This is a genomic window from Pseudarthrobacter sp. AL07 (assembly GCF_029960665.1).
GTDB lineage: Bacteria > Actinomycetota > Actinomycetes > Actinomycetales > Micrococcaceae > Arthrobacter.
This window is the reverse complement of record NZ_JASBRB010000006.1, coordinates 45201-63520: the sequence shown is the minus strand read 5'-3', so window position 1 is coordinate 63520 and position 18320 is coordinate 45201. Positions and strand designations below refer to the sequence as shown.

Annotated in this window: 16 protein-coding genes; 11 read left to right on the top strand and 5 right to left on the bottom strand. The window is 66.3% G+C overall.

Annotation, left to right across the window (positions count from 1 at the left end; genetic code table 11):
- Window positions 1-24: 24 nt before the first annotated feature.
- The 3 genes from QK290_RS07805 to QK290_RS07795 form a co-directional block, all read right to left on the bottom strand.
- Window positions 25-843, bottom strand: coding sequence for a hypothetical protein (locus tag QK290_RS07805; RefSeq protein WP_282330124.1), 819 nt, complete (start codon window positions 841-843; stop codon window positions 25-27).
- A gap of 260 nt (window positions 844-1103) precedes the next feature.
- Window positions 1104-1811, bottom strand: a complete 708-nt coding sequence (locus QK290_RS07800) for a hypothetical protein (RefSeq protein ID WP_282330123.1) — start codon at window positions 1809-1811, stop codon at window positions 1104-1106.
- A gap of 104 nt (window positions 1812-1915) precedes the next feature.
- On the bottom strand, window positions 1916-2464 hold the full coding sequence (locus QK290_RS07795; RefSeq protein ID WP_282330122.1) for a YceI family protein: 549 nt from the start codon (window positions 2462-2464) through the stop codon (window positions 1916-1918).
- 203 nt (window positions 2465-2667) lie between these two features.
- On the opposite strand from QK290_RS07795, the gene QK290_RS07790 reads away from it, so the two are divergent.
- The 10 genes from QK290_RS07790 to QK290_RS07745 all read left to right on the top strand — a co-directional run bounded on the left by QK290_RS07790 (window position 2668) and on the right by QK290_RS07745 (window position 16833).
- Entirely contained in the window at window positions 2668-3348 is a 681-nt protein-coding gene (locus QK290_RS07790) for a histidine phosphatase family protein (protein WP_282330121.1), read from the top strand.
- A 4-nt stretch (window positions 3349-3352) separates the two neighbouring features.
- Window positions 3353-3985, top strand: a complete 633-nt coding sequence (locus tag QK290_RS07785; RefSeq protein WP_282330120.1) for a TlpA disulfide reductase family protein — start codon at window positions 3353-3355, stop codon at window positions 3983-3985.
- Window positions 3986-4000: 15 nt separating this feature from the next.
- On the top strand, window positions 4001-4756 hold the full coding sequence (locus QK290_RS07780; RefSeq protein WP_282330119.1) for a cytochrome c biogenesis protein CcdA: 756 nt from the start codon (window positions 4001-4003) through the stop codon (window positions 4754-4756).
- Window positions 4756-6498, top strand: a complete 1743-nt coding sequence (locus tag QK290_RS07775; protein ID WP_282330118.1) for a cytochrome c biogenesis protein ResB — start codon at window positions 4756-4758, stop codon at window positions 6496-6498. Before QK290_RS07780 ends, QK290_RS07775 begins: the two co-directional genes overlap by 1 nt.
- Window positions 6498-7625: a c-type cytochrome biogenesis protein CcsB gene (gene ccsB / locus QK290_RS07770; protein WP_282330117.1), complete on the top strand. Its 1128-nt coding sequence runs from the start codon at window positions 6498-6500 to the stop codon at window positions 7623-7625. The genes QK290_RS07775 and ccsB overlap by 1 nt, the downstream gene beginning before the upstream one ends.
- 112 nt (window positions 7626-7737) lie before the next feature.
- Entirely contained in the window at window positions 7738-9837 is a 2100-nt protein-coding gene (locus tag QK290_RS07765) for an Hsp70 family protein (protein WP_282330116.1), read from the top strand.
- A gap of 3 nt (window positions 9838-9840) precedes the next feature.
- Window positions 9841-11934: a LuxR C-terminal-related transcriptional regulator gene (locus tag QK290_RS07760; RefSeq protein ID WP_282330115.1), complete on the top strand. Its 2094-nt coding sequence runs from the start codon at window positions 9841-9843 to the stop codon at window positions 11932-11934.
- 125 nt (window positions 11935-12059) lie between these two features.
- Window positions 12060-13214 (top strand): IniB N-terminal domain-containing protein, encoded by a 1155-nt coding sequence (locus QK290_RS07755; protein WP_282330114.1) that lies wholly within the window; start codon window positions 12060-12062, stop codon window positions 13212-13214.
- Between the two features lie 110 nt (window positions 13215-13324).
- Complete coding sequence (locus tag QK290_RS07750; protein WP_282330113.1) at window positions 13325-15343, top strand: dynamin family protein; 2019 nt, start codon at window positions 13325-13327, stop codon at window positions 15341-15343.
- Window positions 15340-16833 (top strand): dynamin family protein, encoded by a 1494-nt coding sequence (locus tag QK290_RS07745; RefSeq protein ID WP_282330112.1) that lies wholly within the window; start codon window positions 15340-15342, stop codon window positions 16831-16833. The genes QK290_RS07750 and QK290_RS07745 overlap by 4 nt, the downstream gene beginning before the upstream one ends.
- 9 nt (window positions 16834-16842) lie before the next feature.
- On the opposite strand, the gene QK290_RS07740 is transcribed toward QK290_RS07745, so the two are convergent.
- Entirely contained in the window at window positions 16843-17460 is a 618-nt protein-coding gene (locus tag QK290_RS07740; RefSeq protein ID WP_282330111.1) for a hypothetical protein, read from the bottom strand.
- A gap of 6 nt (window positions 17461-17466) precedes the next feature.
- The gene (locus QK290_RS07735; RefSeq protein ID WP_282330110.1) at window positions 17467-17928 is read right to left on the bottom strand and encodes a PLDc N-terminal domain-containing protein; all 462 of its coding nucleotides are present in this window, start codon (window positions 17926-17928) and stop codon (window positions 17467-17469) included.
- Between the two features lie 60 nt (window positions 17929-17988).
- Here QK290_RS07735 and QK290_RS07730 point away from each other — a divergent pair, with 60 nt between their 5' ends.
- A complete protein-coding gene (locus tag QK290_RS07730; RefSeq protein ID WP_282330109.1) occupies window positions 17989-18315 on the top strand; it encodes a DUF4229 domain-containing protein in 327 nt (108 codons plus the stop codon).
- The last annotated feature ends 5 nt before the right edge of the window (window positions 18316-18320 follow it).

The following is an 18320-nucleotide window of genomic DNA, read 5'->3' as shown; positions in this document are numbered from 1 at the left end:
GTTGTGGATTCGAGCTGGGTGGTGCTACTGGCCGTACGGGTTGCCAGGCGTGCTGCCCGGTGCGCCGTAGGGGCTGGCGAACGGCTGCGGCTTGCGGAAGTACGGGGCCGCCGCCGGCAGGTAGAGCAGCACGATGGCCGCGATTCCCGCCAGAGTCCCCAGGGTTCCGAAGCTCGGTACGCCGAAGAGGCCAAAAATTGACAGTGCCGCGAAAACGGTGCCGAGGATACGGGCCCAGTTCTTGCCCTTCCGGACGAAGAACGCCACGAGTGCGTACAACCCCGCACCGATAATCGCGAAGACTACGAGCGATCCGGCAAGGATGCCCTTAAAGTCTTCGTAGTTGAAGTCAGCAGGGGTGGCGCCGCTGCTGAGCATGGCGTCGTCGAACGCATTCCGGATCTGAGGATCGTCAAGCCTGCCGATGCCCATCAGCAGGCTGATGACGTACACAACACCCGCGCCGATCAGCAGCCAGAACGAGATATTGACCAGCCGGGGCACCCCGTTCGATCCAGTGACCTGCGGCTGTTCTGAGGGGTACTGCGCGTAAGGGTACTGTCCGTACGGCGGCTGGCCATACGGCGGAGGTGTGGGCTGGCCGAACTGCGGCGGGGTGTTCTGCCCAAACTGCGGGGTGTTCTGCCCATACTGCGGCGCCGGGGGAGTCTGCTGGCCATACTGCGGGGCGTTCTGGCCATACTGCGGGGCGTTCTGCCCGTACTGCGGCGCAGGTGGCGTGGGCTGCCCGAACTGCGGGCTGTTCTCGCCGTATCGGGGGGCTGGCGGTTGATTGCCGGGCTCGGGCTCGTTCGGGACAGGAGGCGGGACAGGCGTGCTCATGAGCGGTCCTTTGCAGGTCGGATGTCAGTTCGGCTGCTGGGTGCAGTCCAACTGGCCTGCCCCCAGTACGGCTTAGTTCCCACCGTACCCCCGGCGCATGCCGCGGGGGATCATTCCAGAGAGGTATTCGGGCGGAAGCCAGCCCGGTTCGTTCACGGCCCAGCTTTCAGCGGATATTCGTGCGCACACGGCTGTCTATCCACGTTCGTCAACGCCCATATCAGCCCGGCTAACAGCCCGGCTGGCCGGGTGAGATGCGTCTACGCGCGTCCCTTGACGGAGGTGAACCAGGCCTGCGAGTTCGGCAGCCACATCAGGACGGTTGCCGCGGCGGAGATGAGGAAGCCCAGCCAGTTGTTGCCGATCCCGCTGCCGCCGCCCACACTGCCGCCGATCACGGCGAGCACCAGTGAAACGCCGGCGACGATCGTGAGGGCCAGCCGGGCCCACTCCTTGCCCTCCTTCATCTTCAGGGCCAGGACAATCTGGGCCGCGGCCAGGGCGAGGGCCACCAGGATGAGTAGGAGGAACACAGCAGCCAGCCCGGGTGCCACAACGAACAACGCCAGCGAGCCCAGCACTGCCAACAGGCCGCCAAGGACTCCCAACATGCCGCCGATGAGCCAGATCCAGTACGAGACCTTGAGCTCGGTGGGCAGCCCGGTCACGCTGAACATGCCGGAGAAACCGCCCTTGGGCATAACGTCATTAAAGCTGTGAGGGCCGTCGGTAGGCATCGCAAATTGGAAGCCGCCCGGTTGGCCCGGCTGGTTGTAGGCCGGGCCCGGCTGACTGTACGGCTGGGCCGGCTGCGGGAAACCCTGCGGCGGCTGGTAGCCGGCGGGCGGAACGTTGCTGGCCGGAGGAGCGCTGCCGGTAGGCGGCGGTGTGACAGGCGGCTGGGCACCGGGCTGCTCGGCGCCGGGCTGCTGAGGCTGCTGGGGCCGTGGCACTTCACTGTTGCTCATGGGTCTCACTGTAGACCGCGGGTTCGCCGGTATCTAGGGGACAAAACAAAGCACCCCCGCCGCCAGATTCCGGGTAGGGCGGCCGGGGTGCTTCAGGATGAAAACTATGCTGCGGGTGCGATGAACGCGAGCTCCAGGTTGATGGCAACCTTGTCGCTGACCAGCACGCCGCCGGCTTCCAGTACGGCGTTCCAGGTCAGGCCAAAATCCTTGCGGCTGATGATGGTTTCCGCGGAGACGCCGGCGCGGGTCATGCCGAACGGGTCCACAGCCACGCCGTTGAACTCGGTCTCGAGGGCAACCGGGCGGGTGACGCCCTTGATGGTGAGGTCCCCGGTCAGCTCGTAGCTGTTGCCCTTGGCCACGAGGCCGTTGGAGACGAAGGAGATTTCCGGGAACGTCTCGACGTCGAAGAAGTCTTCGCCGCGGACGTGGCCGTCGCGGTTGACATCGCCGGAGTCGAAGCTGGCTGTCTGGATGATGGCGCTGACCTTGGAATCGGCCACGTTGGCGGCGAGGTCCAGGGTTGCCGCGGCATCCTTGAACTGGCCGCGGACCTTGCTGATGCCTGCGTGCCGGACGGTGAACGCGATCTCGCTGTGCGAGTTGTCGAGGGTCCAGGTGCCGGTGGTGACGTCTGCGGGAAGAGCCATGGTGTTTCTCCTTAGGGTTTGTCAGGTGGTATATCCGGATAGCTTGACGCTTCATCTGTTGAATCCTCAACTATCCGCTGCATTCAGTATAAACATGCATTTGCATGTTTTGTTCCCCGTTCCGGAACATTTTTCCAAAAAATTGAGTTCTACTGGATGTAGAAGATTTCGGATCGCACGCCATCTTTGAGAAACTGGTAAACATGCCCCAATCCACTGTCCATCTGCTCCGCCATGGCGAGGTCCACAATCCTGACCGCGTTCTCTACGGCAGGCTGCCCGAATTCCACCTCTCCGAACTGGGCCGGGAAATGGCGCAGACGCTCGCCGACCACTTCGCCGAGCGCGCCGCGCGCGGCGCCAGGATCGTCTACCTCGCATCGTCGCCGCTGGTCAGGGCTCAGGAAACGGCCGCTCCCACTGCTGAGGCGCTGGGCCTGGAAATCCACACGGAGGGCCGCATCATCGAAGCGGAAAACTACTTCCAGGGCATAAAGGTCACCAAAGCCGAGCTCCGGAAGCCCAAGCACTGGCCGCACCTGGTCAACCCGTTCCGGCCCTCCTGGGGCGAACCGTATAAGGCACAGGCCGCGCGCGTCAGGGCAGCTGTTGAGGACGCCCGGCTCCGAGCCATCGAACTGGCCGCCGGAGACTACGGCACAGGCGGCCCGGAAGCCGTCATGGTCAGCCACCAGCTCCCCATCTGGGCCACCCGTCTCAGCGCCGAAGGCAAGCCGCTGTGGCATGACCCGCGCAAACGCGAGTGCACTCTGACGTCCATCACCTCCCTGGTGTTCGACGACGACGGCTCGCTCCTGCGTGTTGAGTACAGTGAGCCCGCTGCCGCGCTCCTTCCCGGCGCCGCCAGCACCCCGGGAGCATGACGTGATGGACAACCGGACAACATCCCGCACAACGGCCGGCACCGCATCCCGGCGCGCCGTGCTCGCTGCCGGCGGCGCCGCCCTTGCCGCCCTGACCCTGGGCCTGTCCGCCTGTGCGCAGGAAGACGCCCTCGCCAAGCAGGCAAAAGCCGGCGACAACAAGAACTACGTAGCCGGGGACGGCTCGGTGACAGAGTTCACCGCGCCGGACCGCAAGGCCGCCGTCGCTATCAACGGCACGCTGTTCAACGGCACCCAAGTATCCTCTGCGGACTTCCAGGGCAAGGTGACGGTCCTGAACTTCTGGTTCGCCGCCTGCGCACCCTGTCGGGTGGAGGCACCCATCCTGGAAGAGCTGCACCAGGAGTTCAAGGACCAGGGTGTGCAGTTCTTCGGCGTCAACCTCCGCGACGAAAAAGCCACCGCGGAGGCCTTCGACAAAACGTTCAACCTGACCTACCCCAGCTTCGACGACAAGAACGGCGGCGTGCTCCTGGCCGTCTCCGGCCTGGTCCCACCGGGAGCGGTCCCCACAACGCTGGTCCTGGACAAGCAGGGCCGCGTGGCCTCGCGCGTGCTGGGCGAAATCCAGAAGGGCACCCTCAAAGCCCTCATCACCGCCGCCGTGGCAGAGTAACGGCGGCCCCGGACCGTGAACAGCCCCTTCGCCGAAACCATCCTTAACGGCTCGCTCCTGCTTGCCATCCCGGTGGCGCTGCTCGCCGGCCTGGTGTCCTTCCTGTCGCCGTGCGTGCTGCCCCTGGTGCCCGGCTACCTCGGATACGTCACCGGACTGAGCGGCGTAGACCTGGAGAAGCAGAAACGTGGCCGGATGCTTGCGGGCATCGGGCTTTTTGTGCTGGGATTCTCGGTAATTTTCGTCCTGCTGGGCGGCGCGTTCGGCCAGCTGGGCACGCTGATCACCGGCTCGCAGAATGCCTGGATCACCCAACTGCTGGGGCTCCTCGTCATCCTCATGGGGGTGGTGTTTATGGGCGGATTCGGCTGGCTGCAGCGCGATGCGAAGATCCACGCCAAGCCGCCGGCCGGCCTGTGGGGCGCACCGCTGCTGGGCCTCACGTTTGGACTCGGCTGGGCCCCGTGCATCGGCCCCACTTACTCCGCCGTCCAGCTCCTGAGCCTGTCCGGCGGTTCATCCGCAGCCAAGGGTGCCTTCCTGGCGTTTGTCTACAGCTTGGGCCTGGGCATCCCGTTCCTGCTGATCGCACTGGCGGTCCGGCGCGGCATGGGCGTGATGTCCTTCTTCCGCACGCACCGTGTGGCCATTCAGCGGATCGGCGGCGGGATACTGGTGGTGCTGGGCCTGCTGATGGCCAGCGGCGTTTGGGGCACCTGGGTCACCGAATTGCAGTACTGGTTCCAAACCGATGTGAAGTTGCCGATCTGATGAGCGAGCGCGTGAAAGCAAACAAAAAGTCTCCGGCCCCCGTTGGCGCAGCCAAAACTGAGGCGGCGCTGCCGGTCCTGGGGCCGGTGGAGATGCTGCGGTGGGCCTGGACCCAGCTGACCAGCATGCGCACGGCGCTGTTCCTGCTGCTCCTCTTGGCCGTTGCCGCGGTGCCCGGGTCCCTGTTCCCGCAGCGCCCGGCCAACCCGTCCATCGTGACGCAGTACATCAAGGGCAACCCGGACTACGGGAAGCTGCTGGATACCCTGCAGCTCTACGACGTCTATTCGTCGGCCTGGTTCTCGGCCATCTACATCCTGCTGTTCATCTCGCTGATCGGCTGCGTGGTCCCGCGTGCCATCGCCCACTACAGGGCCATGCGCTCCCAGCCGCCGCGGACCCCCAAACGTCTCTCCCGCCTCCCCGAGTACGGCACCCTGGTGGTTCCCGCCGACGCCGGCCTCCCGGCGTCGGACGCCATCCGCAGTGCCGCCGGAGTGCTGAAGAAGCGCGGCTACCGCGTTGACGTGAGGGACGACGACGGTGCGCGGCCGTCTTTGGGCGCCGAGCGCGGCTTCGCCAAGGAAGTGGGGAACCTGGTGTTCCACACGTCACTGATCGGCGTGCTGGTGTCCGTGGCCGTGGGCGGCCTGTTCGGCTACAGCGGCCAGCGCATCCTGGTGGAGGGCGACACCTTCGTGAACACGCTGGTGGGCTACGACCAATTCACCCCCGGCACCAACTTCCAGTCCAGCCAGCTGCAGCCGTACTCCATCCAGCTGGACAAATTCGACGTCCTGTTTGACCGCGAATCACCAGGCAAAATCGGTCAGCCCATCGACTTCAACGCCGAAGTCACCACCCGGGAAACCCCGGACTCGCCTGCCAGGCAGGAAGTCCTGAAGGTCAACGACCCCGTGACCCTGGGCGGCACCAGCATCTACCTGACCGGCAACGGCTACGCGCCCGTGGTGACCATCCGCGACGGCGCCGGCAACGTGGCCATGCAGGGTCCCGTGGTGGCTAAACTCCAGGGTGACAACTACTACTCGTCCCTGGTGATCAAGGTCCCGGACGCCCGGCCCGAACAGCTTGGCTTCGTGGGGTTCTTCCTGCCCACAGCGTTTGTCACCGACGAGGGCGTGTCTTTCAGCGGCGATCCGGACCTGTTCAACCCGCGGCTGACTCTCAACTCCTACTTCGGTGACCTCGGCCTGGACGCCGGCTCCCCGCAGAACGTCTTCGAACTGGACGTCAGTGACCTCACCCCGCTGAACGCCCGCAACCTGGACGCCGGTGGCATCACCCTGGCGCCGGGCAGCACCTACGACCTGCCGGACGGCAAAGGCAGCATCAGCTTTGACAGCGTGAAGCGGTATGTGGGCGTAGACATCCACCACAACCCGGGCCAGCTCTACGCGCTCATATTCGCGCTGCTGGCCGTGGGCGGCCTGATCGTCTCGCTCTACGTCAACCGGCGCCGCGTCTGGATCCGGACCGGAACCCACGGGGATGGCCGGACCATGGTGGAGTATGGCCTGCTTGCCCGCGGTGAGGACCACCGGCTCGCCGCGGAGGCGGCCGTCATCCGCAAGCTGCTGTCCGAAGAGTGGCAGATCGAGGATCCCGATTCCCACTCTGATTCCAGCGTCACCCAGCAAACTCCCAGCCGCCAGGGTGATAATGGCGCAGTCTCGCTCACCTCTCCAGCTGGCCCCACCGGGCCGAAAAAGGACAAGTAATGCCGTTCGCCATCAACGAAGCAATGGGCCAGTACAGCGAGCTGTTTATGCTGCTCGCCGCCGGCACCTACACCGTGGCCTTCATCGCCTTCGCCTGGGACCTCGCGAAGAGCAGCAAAGCGTTGCGCGCCATTGACCTGAAAGCGGCCGAGGCTGCCGCGGCCAGGGTACCCGCGATGGCCGGCGCCGGCTCAGCCGCGCCAGCGGACATAGTGGCAGTGGACAGTGCGGCAGTGGACAGGGTGGACTCACACCTGGCCGGACCCGTGGGACGGGCCGAGCGGCCGTCGTCGTCCGTTGCCAAGCAGGGCGGGCCGGCTTCCGGGGCAGGGCAGACCGCCGACGCCGACATGCGCTACGCGGCGGAACGGCGCGTTCCGGCGCGGGTCGCCGTCGCCCTCACGGTCCTCGGTGTCTTGATCCACGGCGCCGGCGTGATCACGCGTGCCATCGGGTCCGGCCGCGTGCCCTGGGGCAACATGTACGAGTTCCTCACCACGGGGGCGTTCGTTGTCACGGCCGTGTTCCTGCTGGTGCTGATCCGCCGCGACCTTCGCTTCCTGGGCACCTTCGTGGTGGGCCTGGTAATCATCATGCTCGTGGCCGCCTCGGTGGCGTTCTGGACGCCCGTGGGCCACCTGGTTCCGGCGCTGCAGAGCTACTGGCTGGTCATCCACGTTTCCATCGCCGTGATGTCATCGTCCCTCTTCACCCTCACGTTCGCGATGTCCGCACTGCAGCTGGTGCAGACGCACCGGCAAAAGACGGTGGCCGCCGGCGGCGCGGACAAGCTTGGCTTTATGCGCCTGGTTCCCTCGGCCCTGAGCCTGGAAAACCTGTCCTACCGGATCAACGCCATCGCGTTCATCGGCTGGACGTTCACCCTCATGTTCGGTGCCATCTGGGCCGAAAAGGCCTGGGGCCGCTTCTGGGGCTGGGACACCAAGGAAGTCTGGACCTTTGTGATCTGGGTGGTCTACGCCGGTTACCTGCACGCCCGCGCCACCCGGGGCTGGACCGGCACCCGCGCGGCCTGGCTCTCGATCGTCGGCTACCTCTGCGTGGTCTTCAATTTCACCATAGTCAACCAGTTCTTTAATGGCCTGCATTCCTACTCGGGCCTCTGAACAGGGGTTTCTCCGGCGTCCCGTCTCAACCTCCAGCTATACGCCAATCGATGTACGAATGAGGGTGTTGCCGGACCGACGGTGATGCTACCTTGGTTGCAGCTCGTCAGTGATGAAGCTCGCTGATGGCACGCTGCGTTTTTCCGAGGTACCCATGGACTTCGTTCTCGCCATAGACGTCGGGACCAGTTTCACAGCTGCTGCCCTCCTCCGAATCGATCAGAACTCTTCGCGTGTTCCGGAGAGCTTTCCGCTGGGACTCCGCAGCACTGCAGTGCCATCTGTGGTCTACTACCCGGCGGAAGGGCCAATTCTGGTGGGTGAGGCTGCCGAACGCCGCGGCCTTGATTCCCCCGAACGGGTGGTGCGGGAATTCAAACGCCGGGTGGGCGATGAGGTACCAATCTCGGTGGGCACACTGCAGCTTCCAGCCCAAGACGTGTTCGCCACGATGGTCCGCTGGGTCGCAGACCGCGCCGAAGAGCGCGAGGGCGCACCGCCGTCGGCCATTGTCCTTTCCCACCCGGCCTCGTGGGGCGCTCACCGGACGGAACTCATCCTCGCGGCTCTCGCGGCCAAGGGTCTCGCCAACGTAACCCTGATCAGCGAGCCGGAAGCGGCGGCGCTGCACTACGCCGCACAGGTGCGGGTGGAGGACGGCAGTACCATCGCCGTCTACGACCTCGGTGGAGGGACCTTCGACACCGCAGTCTTGAAGAAAACGGACGCCGGCCACTTTGAGCTGCTGGGCCGTCCCGAAGGGATCGAGGGGCTGGGCGGCGCCGACTTCGATGTAGCTGTCCTGCGATACGTTGCCGATCACGCCGGGCAGGGCCTGGCCAATCTTGACCCGTCGGCGCCCGGCGCCCTGGCGGCCCTGTCGCGCCTGCGGCGGGAGTGTGTTGAAGCCAAGGAGGCACTGTCCGCGGACAGCGAGGCCAGCATTTCGGTGCTGCTGCCGGGGTTCCAGCAGCAGGTGCGGCTGGTCCGTTCCGAGTTCGAGGCAATGATCAGCGAGCCCATCAAGGAGACAGTGGATGCCTTGGAGCGTTCGCTCCAGGACCTGGGGCTCACCCCGGCTGACCTGTCCGCGGTGCTTCTCATCGGCGGCTCGTCGCGCATTCCCCTGGTGGCGCAGCTGATTTCGGAGCAGCTGGACCGGCCCATCGCCGTGGATGCCGATCCCAAGTCATCCATCTGCCTCGGCGCCGCGGTTGCCGCCCTCCGCACGCAGCCGGAGGGGGCCGTGCAGCCCGCTGCCCTGACCGAACACCCACCCTCCGCTGTCGTCGTCACGCGGACTGACGGGCATCCTGGAGTTGCAGGCCGACGATCCAGCTGGTCCCGGCACGCCGCCGCCGGTGCCGCAGCACACACCTCCGGTGCCCACGCCGCCGGGCGCAAGGGCGGTGCGCATGGCGGCGTTCATCACCCGCGCTCGACCGTGCGGTTGACTGCGGTGGCAGCCGTAGCCGCGCTCTTCACCGGGCTCACAGCGACGGCAGCCCAGAGCCCGGACGGACTCGGCAGCCTTACGGCGATGTTCGTCCCGCCAGCAGATGCAGCCAACAAGGAGATCCCGAGCGCTGCACCTCCTGGGGCCACCGGTGGCCCCGGCACCGGTGGCGCCGCGGCGGGAGCAGGCACGGCGCAGGTCCCGGTGCAGGGGATTGAAGCCAGCGCCAGGCCGAAGAACAGCAGTGTGGCGGCCAGTGCTGCGGGACTGGACATCGCTGCGTCGCCCACCAGCAGGCCACCAACCGAAGCCGGCCAACCGGCCGCCGGCGGGGCCGCTGCCGGACCGGGTACCTCGGGGGAGCCCGCACCGGGTTCCGGAGGCTCCACCCCGGATCCGGTGACCAACCCGACTGCGGACCCGGGCCCTGGCACATTGCCCGTCGATCCTGTACCTGACCCTACGACCGACCCCACTACCGACCCGGCCCCTGACCCGGCTCCGGATCCGACCACTGACCCGGCTCCGGATCCGACCACTGACCCGGCTCCGGATCCAACGGCGGAGCCTGCTCCGGATCCAACGGCGGAGCCTGCGCCGGATCCAACGGCGGAGCCTGCGCCTGATCCGACGACGGACCCGACCGCCGACCCGGCTCCCGAGCCGTCGTCGGCCCCTGCGCCGGAGCCTGACCCGACCACGGACCCCGCACCGGTACCCACGGATCCCGTTCAACCCACCGAGCCGGCGGTCTGAGTCATGGCAGCCGATCATATGCAGCCCGAACGGGAACTTCATGAGGCAGGGACGACGTCCCCCGGCGGTGCCAGTCACATGGCCCAGCACTTGCGGGGCGAGAATACGGCGGTCCGCGAACTCCTGCTGGCGCTTTCCGTGGGGTTCACCCTGCCAGGTCCGCTGCCAGCGGAGCTGGCGCACAAGCTGGAAGGTCGTGACAGTCCGGGCCGGGACGCGGTGATCCGGCGTGCCGAGGCCTCGGGCCTGCTGCTTGCCGACGGGACCGTCGCCGGTCCGGCACAGCACGCTCTCCTAAACGTCACCCCCACATCCCGGGTGCATGCACTGCAGCGGGAACTCGTCGGTTTTGTTTCGGCCGAGGGCCGGCCCCTCGGCGACCTTGCCCGCGAGCTGGCGAGAGGCGGACTTGCCGACTCGAGGGTCGCCGCGGAACTTGAAGCGGCAGCGGACAAAGCGCTGCAGCACGACCCCGCTCTGGCCACCCAGCTGTACAGCGAAGCCCTGCTGGCAGGGGCTGACGAACTGCGCACGGCTGCCCGCCGCGCGCAGGCCGCAGCCGCCGCGGGCGACCTCGACGCCGCCGGCCGGATTATTGACGGTCTCCTGGTGAGCTCCGATCCGCCCGATGTCAGGCTTGGGGTGGATGTTGCCGCTTCCGTCTGGGCACAGCGCGGGCTGCTGGTCCGTAGCGCCGACCTCTATGCCTGGCTTGGTCCGGCGAACATGGGCCGGTCCGCCCCGCTCGCCGCTGTGGCCATGATCGGCAGCGGCAACCGGACGGGCGCGGAAGAGGCCATTCCCGCAGAGTCGGCACCGGTGTCGCCCACCCTCCTGGCGGTGGCGCTTTCACAAACGGGCAAGGGCGTGATGGAGTCGCTGGAGTGGGATCCGCACAGGGGCCTTCCCCTGCTGATCCATGCTTCGGACATGCTCAACGCGTACGGTTCGGCGCTGCCCCTCCCGGACACCCCTGGAGCGTTGGCCGCGTTGCTGGCCCTCCACAGCGGTGAACCCCACGTAGCGGACACCATCATCCGCTCCGCCGTCGCCGCGAGGCAGGGCGGTGACGCAGCCAGGCCACGGCTGCACCTCCTGCAGGCGTGGTCGGCCATGCAGCAGGACGATGCTGACGAAGCACGGCTGGCCATCAACGAAGCCTCAAAAGCAAACCACTGGCCGCTGGTGCCCAGGGACGAGTTCCTGTGCGCGGCCCTGGAAGTGGGCCTTGCGCGGCGCAGCGGCGACGTCCATGACCTGGTGATGGCCTGGGAACGCGCCCGCGAAGCGATGCTGCACACCGCCGTCGACCTTTACAGCCTGCTGCCGTGGGGCGAACTGATGATTGCTGCCGCCCGGTTGCGGGAGACACGGCGCGTCGCGCATTATCTGGATGAAGCGTGGGCTCTGCTGGCCAGGCTGGGGGAGCCGCCCCTGTGGGCCGTTCCGCTTCACTGGGCGGCGGTCCAGGCTGCCCTGCTGAACAAAAGCCCGGCCGACCTTGCCCCGCATGCAGCAGCGCTGGTGCGGGCCGCGGACTACAGTCACATGGCCGCTGTGCTCGCCGCCGCCGGCAAGGCCTGGGTCAGCGTCATGGCCGGCCGGTTCCAGGCGACGGATGTGGAGAACGCTGCCCGGGGACTGAAAGTCGTGGGCATGCCGTGGGAAGGGGCCCGGCTGGCAGGACATGCGGCCGCGCAGGCAGACGAACGCAGGGACATGGTGCGGCTCCTTGCCTGCGCCAGGGACCTCCACCCGCAGGGCGGAACCACCGGGCCACCCGCCGGGCGGTCACCGGAAGTACGCCGCAGCGCCGCAGAGAACAACCATGGCGCGCATCCGGACGCCTCGGGGCTCAGCGAACGCGAAAAAGAAGTGGCGCGGTTGGTCCTGGAAGGGAAGACATACCGGGAAATCGGCGAAGCCATCTATATTTCCCCCCGTACCGCTGAACATCACATTGCCAGGATGCGGCGGAGGCTTGGGGCCGAAAACCGCTCCGATCTGCTGGTGCGCCTGAGGCTGGCGCTAAGTGCAGATCACCCGGGCCCGGACGGAGGCCCTAGTGCCCCTAACCACGGAAAGGCAAACCCCTAATGCGGGGGATCCGGGTACGGGGACACAACCCGATGCCCGGCCCCTACCAAGGACCTTAAGTTTGATTTAAGCCCGGCACCAAGGCCTGGCGATCCACAACTCAGAGAAGATTTGAGGACCATCCAATGCCTACACTCGCAAACCAGCTCGTCCAGTTCCTGATGGGCCTGTTCAACAACCCCGCCGCTGCCCAGGAGTTCCTGAACGATCCGGAGCAATCACTCGAGGATGCCGGCCTGCGCGAAGTCTGCGCCGCCGATGTTGACGCCGCCATGCCGGTTGTCCTGGACTACGCACCCATCACTGTCAACGCTTCTTCCTTCGACCGGGATTACAACACCGGCGGGAACACCTCGTGGACCGGCGGCAACGGCGGCGCCGGCCACACACCGCCTCCTCCAGGCGCAGGCGGTGGCGCAGGCCACACCCCGCCACCAGCGGGGCACGACCAGCATGACGACCACGCCCACGCCGTCCAGCAACTGCACCACGTGGTGAACAACTACTCCTACACCTCAACGGTGGACGACCGCGACACGATCACGGACCAGTCGGTCAACCAGAACATCTGGGCCGACGGCGACGTGAACCAGTGGTTCGACAACGAGGCTGTCATCGCGTCCGGCGACCAGGCCCTGGCTGCCGGAGACGACAACAATGTCCGGGACTCCTACAACACCACCGACTCGTACAACACGGACAACACCACGGACAACTCGATCACCGCCGGCGGCAATGTCAACATCGGCAACAGCCAGCTGGATGTGGACGATTCGTTCAACACCGACGTTGACGTTGACGTCGCTGATTCGTTCAACGACAACTCCGACAACTCGGACAACTCGGATAACTCGGACAATTCGGACAACTCCGTGGACAACTCGGTGGAGATCGAGGATTCCTTCCAGGACAACTCCGATAACTCTGATAACTCCGACAACTCGGACAACTCCACCAACACAGATGTTGCCGTCGAGATCGAGGATTCCTTCCAGGACAACTCCTCCGCGGACAGCTCCACCAACACCGACGTCGCGATCGAGGATTCCTTCCAGGACAACTCGGACAACTCAACCAACACCGACGTGGCCGTGGACCTGGCGGACTCCTTCAACGACAACTCGCAGACCGAGACCACCGAGGTGGAGGTTGTTGATTCCTTCAACCCGGTTGAGGTCGAGGTCGAGGACTCCTTCCAGGACAACTCGGACAACTCCACCAACACCGATCTGGACGTCGAAACAGACATCGCAGTCGAGGATTCGACAATCGTTCTCTAGGCATCAGTTCCGGGTACCGGGAGCGCCCGGCAGGAGGCCACCAACCTCCTGCCGGGCTCTTCGCGGATTATCGCCCGTCCCACCCGCACCCCAGCTGCAAAGGACAAATTATGGCTGAATCGCAACGACCGGGAGTCCCTGGACGGACGCCGGCACCGATGAACTCCGGCCAGCTGGCGTCGCTGGTGGAGCAGGGCATCGAACTGGTGGGGACCGGGGACCGCGCGGACCTGCGCAAACGCCTGGACCATACCCTGCGCCGACTGAAGGACCCCAGTATCCGCGTGATCGTGGTGGGGGAATTCAAGCAAGGCAAAAGCAAACTTATCAACGCCCTGGTGAACGCCCCCGTGTGCCCGGTCGACGACGACATCGCCACCTCGGTGCCCACCCTGGTACGCCACGGGGACCCCGCGTCCGCCGCCATCCTGCTGCCCACAGCCGGCACGGAGCCCGGTGACGAAGCCGGACTGGAGCGGCAGCCCATCAACATAGCCGACCTGGCGGCTTACGTTTCCGAGCGGGGCAACCCCGGGAACGTCAAGAAGCTGGTAGCGGCCGAGGTGTTCCTGCCCCGTAAGGTCCTGGCCGGTGGACTCACAGTCATCGATTCCCCGGGTGTGGGAGGACTGGGCTCCTCGCACACCTTGACCACCCTGACGGCCTTGCCCACCGCGGACGCCATGCTGCTCGTGTCAGATGCTTCCCAGGAGTACACCGAGCCCGAAATGCGGTTCCTGCGCCAGGCCATGCGGATCACCCCGAGCGTTGCGGGCATCCTGTCCAAAACGGACCTGTATCCGGACTGGCGGCGTGTGGAGGCCATGGACCGGGCCCAGCTCGCGCAGGTGGGGCCGGACATCCCATTGTTCGCGGTTTCCTCAGACCTCCGGCTGGAGGCCGCCCGCCTGCAGGACAGCGAGCTCAATGTGGAGTCAGGTTTCCCCGGGCTGATAGGCCATCTCCGCAATGAAATTGTGGGGAAGGCGGAACGCCTGCAACGGCGCTCCGTCAGCCAGGACCTGCTCTCCGTGACCGAGAACCTGCGCCTGTCCTTGCGGTCCGAGTTGGGAGCTCTTGAGGATCCTGAGGGAACGCCGCAGATGATTGCCGGGCTGGAGGAGGCGAAGTCGCAGGCCGATGAGCTCCGCAAACGGTCTGCCAGGTGGCAGATCACGCTCAACGACGGCATCGGGGACCTGATCGCGGACATGGAGTACGACTTGCGCGACCGGCTGCGGCGCATCCAGCGCGAAGCCGAGGCCGCTATTGACCAGGGTGACCCCGGCCCCACCTGGACCCAGTTTTCCGCGTGGCTCGAGGAGTGCGCCGCCGCCGCGATCTCGGACACGTTTGTCTGGACCAGCGAACGCGCGCAGTGGCTGGCCGCACAGGTGGCGGAGCATTTTTCGGAGGACGAAGTGGCCCTGCCCGCGCTGCACGTCTCGGACACCGGCGATGCCCTGGACCCCGTGGACAACATGCCGACCCTCGACGACGGGCACGTGAACCCCCTGCAGAAGGTCCTGATCGGCATGCGCGGCTCCTACGGCGGCGTGCTGATGTTTGGGCTCCTGACCGGGATTTTCGGTATGGCCCTGATCAATCCCCTGTCCGTGGGTGCCGGCCTGCTGCTGGGCCGCAAGGCGTACCGGGAGGACAAGGAAGCCCGGCTGAAGCGCCGGCAGGCCGAAGCGAAGGCGCTGGTCCGCCGCCAGCTGGACGATGTCACCTTCCAGGTGGGCAAGCAGCTCAAGGACCGGCTCAGGCTGGTGCAGCGCTCCACCCGGGACCACTTCACGGAAATCGCGGACGAACACCACCGCTCCCTGGCGGACTCGGTATCCGCAGCCCAGAAGGCAGCCACTACGTACACGCTGGAAAAGGACATCCGCATCCGCGAGATCAAGGCCGAGCTCAAGAAGGTGGACGCCCTGCACCATGCCGCCGGTCTGGTGGCCACCGAAGTGGCCCGGTCGCCTGCGTCGCAGTCCCCGGCCGGGCAGTCTCCGGTCGGGCGCGGCACTGCGGGGGGCAACGCAGCGGCGGTGGGAAATCCGGCGTCGGGAAGTCCGACGACGGGCGGCCAGTCGGTGGGCACGGTGCCGGTGGTTGCGGCGGCCAGATGAAGGAGTCCATCAGCAAGGGAGTGGGGGACCTGATCCAGGACGCCCTGCTTCTGTATGCGGACGACCCCGCTGCGGCTGCGGCCTTGGAAGCCTACGCCAGGCGGCTGTCCGAGCCCCTAAGGATCGCTGTGGCAGGCATGGTCAAGGCTGGAAAATCCACGCTGCTGAACGCCATCATCGGGGAGGAGATCGCCCCGACCGACACCGGGGAATGCACAAAGATTGTGACCTGGTACCGCTACGGGCACACACCCCGGATCACGGCCTACCCCATTGCCGGTGAACCGCACATCCTGCCGCTGAAGCGCGTGGACGGTCGCCTGGTGTTTGTCCTGGGCAACGCCCGCGCCGGGGACATGGAACGGCTGGTGGTTGAGTGGCCCTCGCCGGCCCTGCGCGAGCTCACCCTGATAGACACCCCGGGAATTGCCTCGTTGTCCGAAAACGTCTCTGCTCGGTCCACCGATTTCCTCATCCCCGTGGACGCGCCCTCCGAGGCTGATGCCATCATTTACCTGATGCGCCACATGCACGCCTCGGACCTGCGGTTCCTCGAATCCTTCAGGGATACCGAGGCGGGTAGGTCGGGAACCGTGAACGCCCTTGCCGTGCTGTCCCGGGCCGATGAGATCGGTGCGGGCCGCATTGATTCGTTGCTCTCCGCGGGTGACATCGCTGACCGGTACCGCCGGGACCACAGCCTGCGCAAGCTGGCGTTGGGGGTGGTCCCGGTGGCCGGGCTGCTGGCGCAGAGCGCACGCAGCATGCGCCAGTCGGACTTTGAGTCCCTGCAGGTCCTGGCCGGCATGGAGCGGTCCGCCCGGGAGCGGATGCTGCTCTCGGCGGACAGGTTCATCAGGGCCTCTGTCCCGGAAGGCCTGGGCGCTGAAGCCCGTGCCTCGCTCCTGGAGCGGTTCGGCCTGTTTGGGATCCGGCTGGGCGTGGTGCTGATCCGGAGCGGCTTCACCGAACCCACGCCACTGGCGCATGAACTGGCCCGGCGCAGCGGCCTGGACCCGTTGCTGCATCTTGTGGCGCGACAGTTCCAGGCCCGCGGGGATGCCCTCAAAGCCCGCACTGCCTTGGTGGGAGTGGAAGGCCTGCTGCGCACTGTGCCCCGGGAGGGTGCCGGCCACCTGGCCGCAGCCCTGGAACGCCTTCAGGCCAACGCCCATGAGTTCCGTGAGCTCCGCCTGCTCGCCACGATCCGTACCACCGGTGTATCCCTCAACGATGAGTTGGCGGCGGAAGCCGAAAGGCTGGTCGGCGGCTGGGGAGCGGCGTCTGCCCTGAGGATGGGGCTGGCTCCGGATGCCGGACCGGACGAAGTCCTGGCCGAAGCCCGCCGCTGCGTGGACCGCTGGCGGACAGTATCGGAAAATCCGTTGACGGACCGCTCAGCCGTGGAGGCCTGCCGCGTGGTGATGCGCAGCTGTGAGGGTGTCGTGGCTGAATGCTCGGCGCTGCAGCTGCACGCGCAGTCCGCCTGAGGTCAGCCCTTATTGCCGCGTCCGCGCCGGCATAACCTGCGCCGACTGGATCCGCGCTGCCTTGAGCCACCCGCCGGCCGACGGCACGAAAACCGCCACCAGGCCGAGGAACGCAAGGAGTAGCTGGGCTCCCCACAGCATAACAACGTAGCTGCCGGCGTCGCCGTCGGGGACGAGGAAAGCTGCGGCCACCACCATGAACACCACCTGCCCGGCCAGCAGCGGGATCATGAGCCAGCGGGACCAGCCGCGGCGCGCTGAGAAAATTGCCAGCGCCGCCGCTTCGAGCAGGATCACCAGCAGCAGGGCGCCCAGGCTGCCCCAGAAAACAATGGTCGCGGATGTAGTTACAGCGTCAGGTCCGCCGCCGGGGGACATCTGGTCCACCACAGTGCGGAGCCGCTCCAGGTGTGAGTCGCGGGTCAGGAACGAACCGATAAGCACGGCCAGGCCTGCCACGAAGCTGAACAGCCAGAATGCCCGCCCCAAGCGGACACTCCGCGGTGTCGGCGGAATGACCACGATGGGCGCAGGAGCGGCGTAGGACAGCCCGGGCCGCGGCGGCGGGCTGGCAGCCGCGGCGGGTGCAAGAGGCTGTTGGGATTCTCCGTCGGGGTGCTGGGCCATGTTTTCCTACTTTATGTCGCCGGTATCGTGGCTGTCCGCGTCTCCCGTGCTGGCATCGCCGGCTTCGTCGTGGCCGATCCCACCCTTGCCCCGTTTGCCGGCGCTGTCCTGCCCGGTGCCCGCCGGACCGCCGTCGGATTTGGCCTTCGCCTCAAGGTCATCCTTGAGCTTCTTGAGGCGGGCGGCCTCAGCCTGGTTCCGGCGGCGCATTTCCAGGTTGCGAAGGAAATCGGGATCATCATCCGGCGCGGTGGGGTGGCTGCGTGGTTGGCGGACCGGAGCTGAGTCACGGGGACGGCCGATCAGCAGCCACAGGATGGCGCCGAGCACCGGAAGGACAATCATCACCACGATCCAGGCCGGCTTGGAGATCCCGCGGGTGAGGCGGCCGTCAGTGCGGATCACGTCCACCAGGCCATACACAAAGATGACGAGAACTGCGACGGCGAGAACCACACGGAAGAGCATGCCATTAAGTCTATCGTCCGCAGGCCGGGGGCGTTCAGGCAGGGCGGCTAAACTTGCACCGTGGCTTTTCTAAAATACTCCCTGATCCGGCTGGCGCTGTTTGCGCCGCTCTTTGTGCTATTTATGTTCCTGAGCCTGGGGGCGGTGCTGTCAGTCATCTGCGCAGCGCTGATCGCGTTTGCGGTCAGCTACCTTTTCTTCCAGAAACAGCGCGACGACGCCGCTGCCGCCATTCACGGCCGGCTCTCCGGCAAGGCCAAGCCGCTGCGAAGTGAAAGCGAGGTGGCCGACGCCGAAGCCGAGGATAGCCTCCTGGACGCCAACCCGGACATCACTATCCGGAACAGCGGCCCGAAGGCGCCCGAAACGAAGTCCCCCGAGGCCTAGCCGGC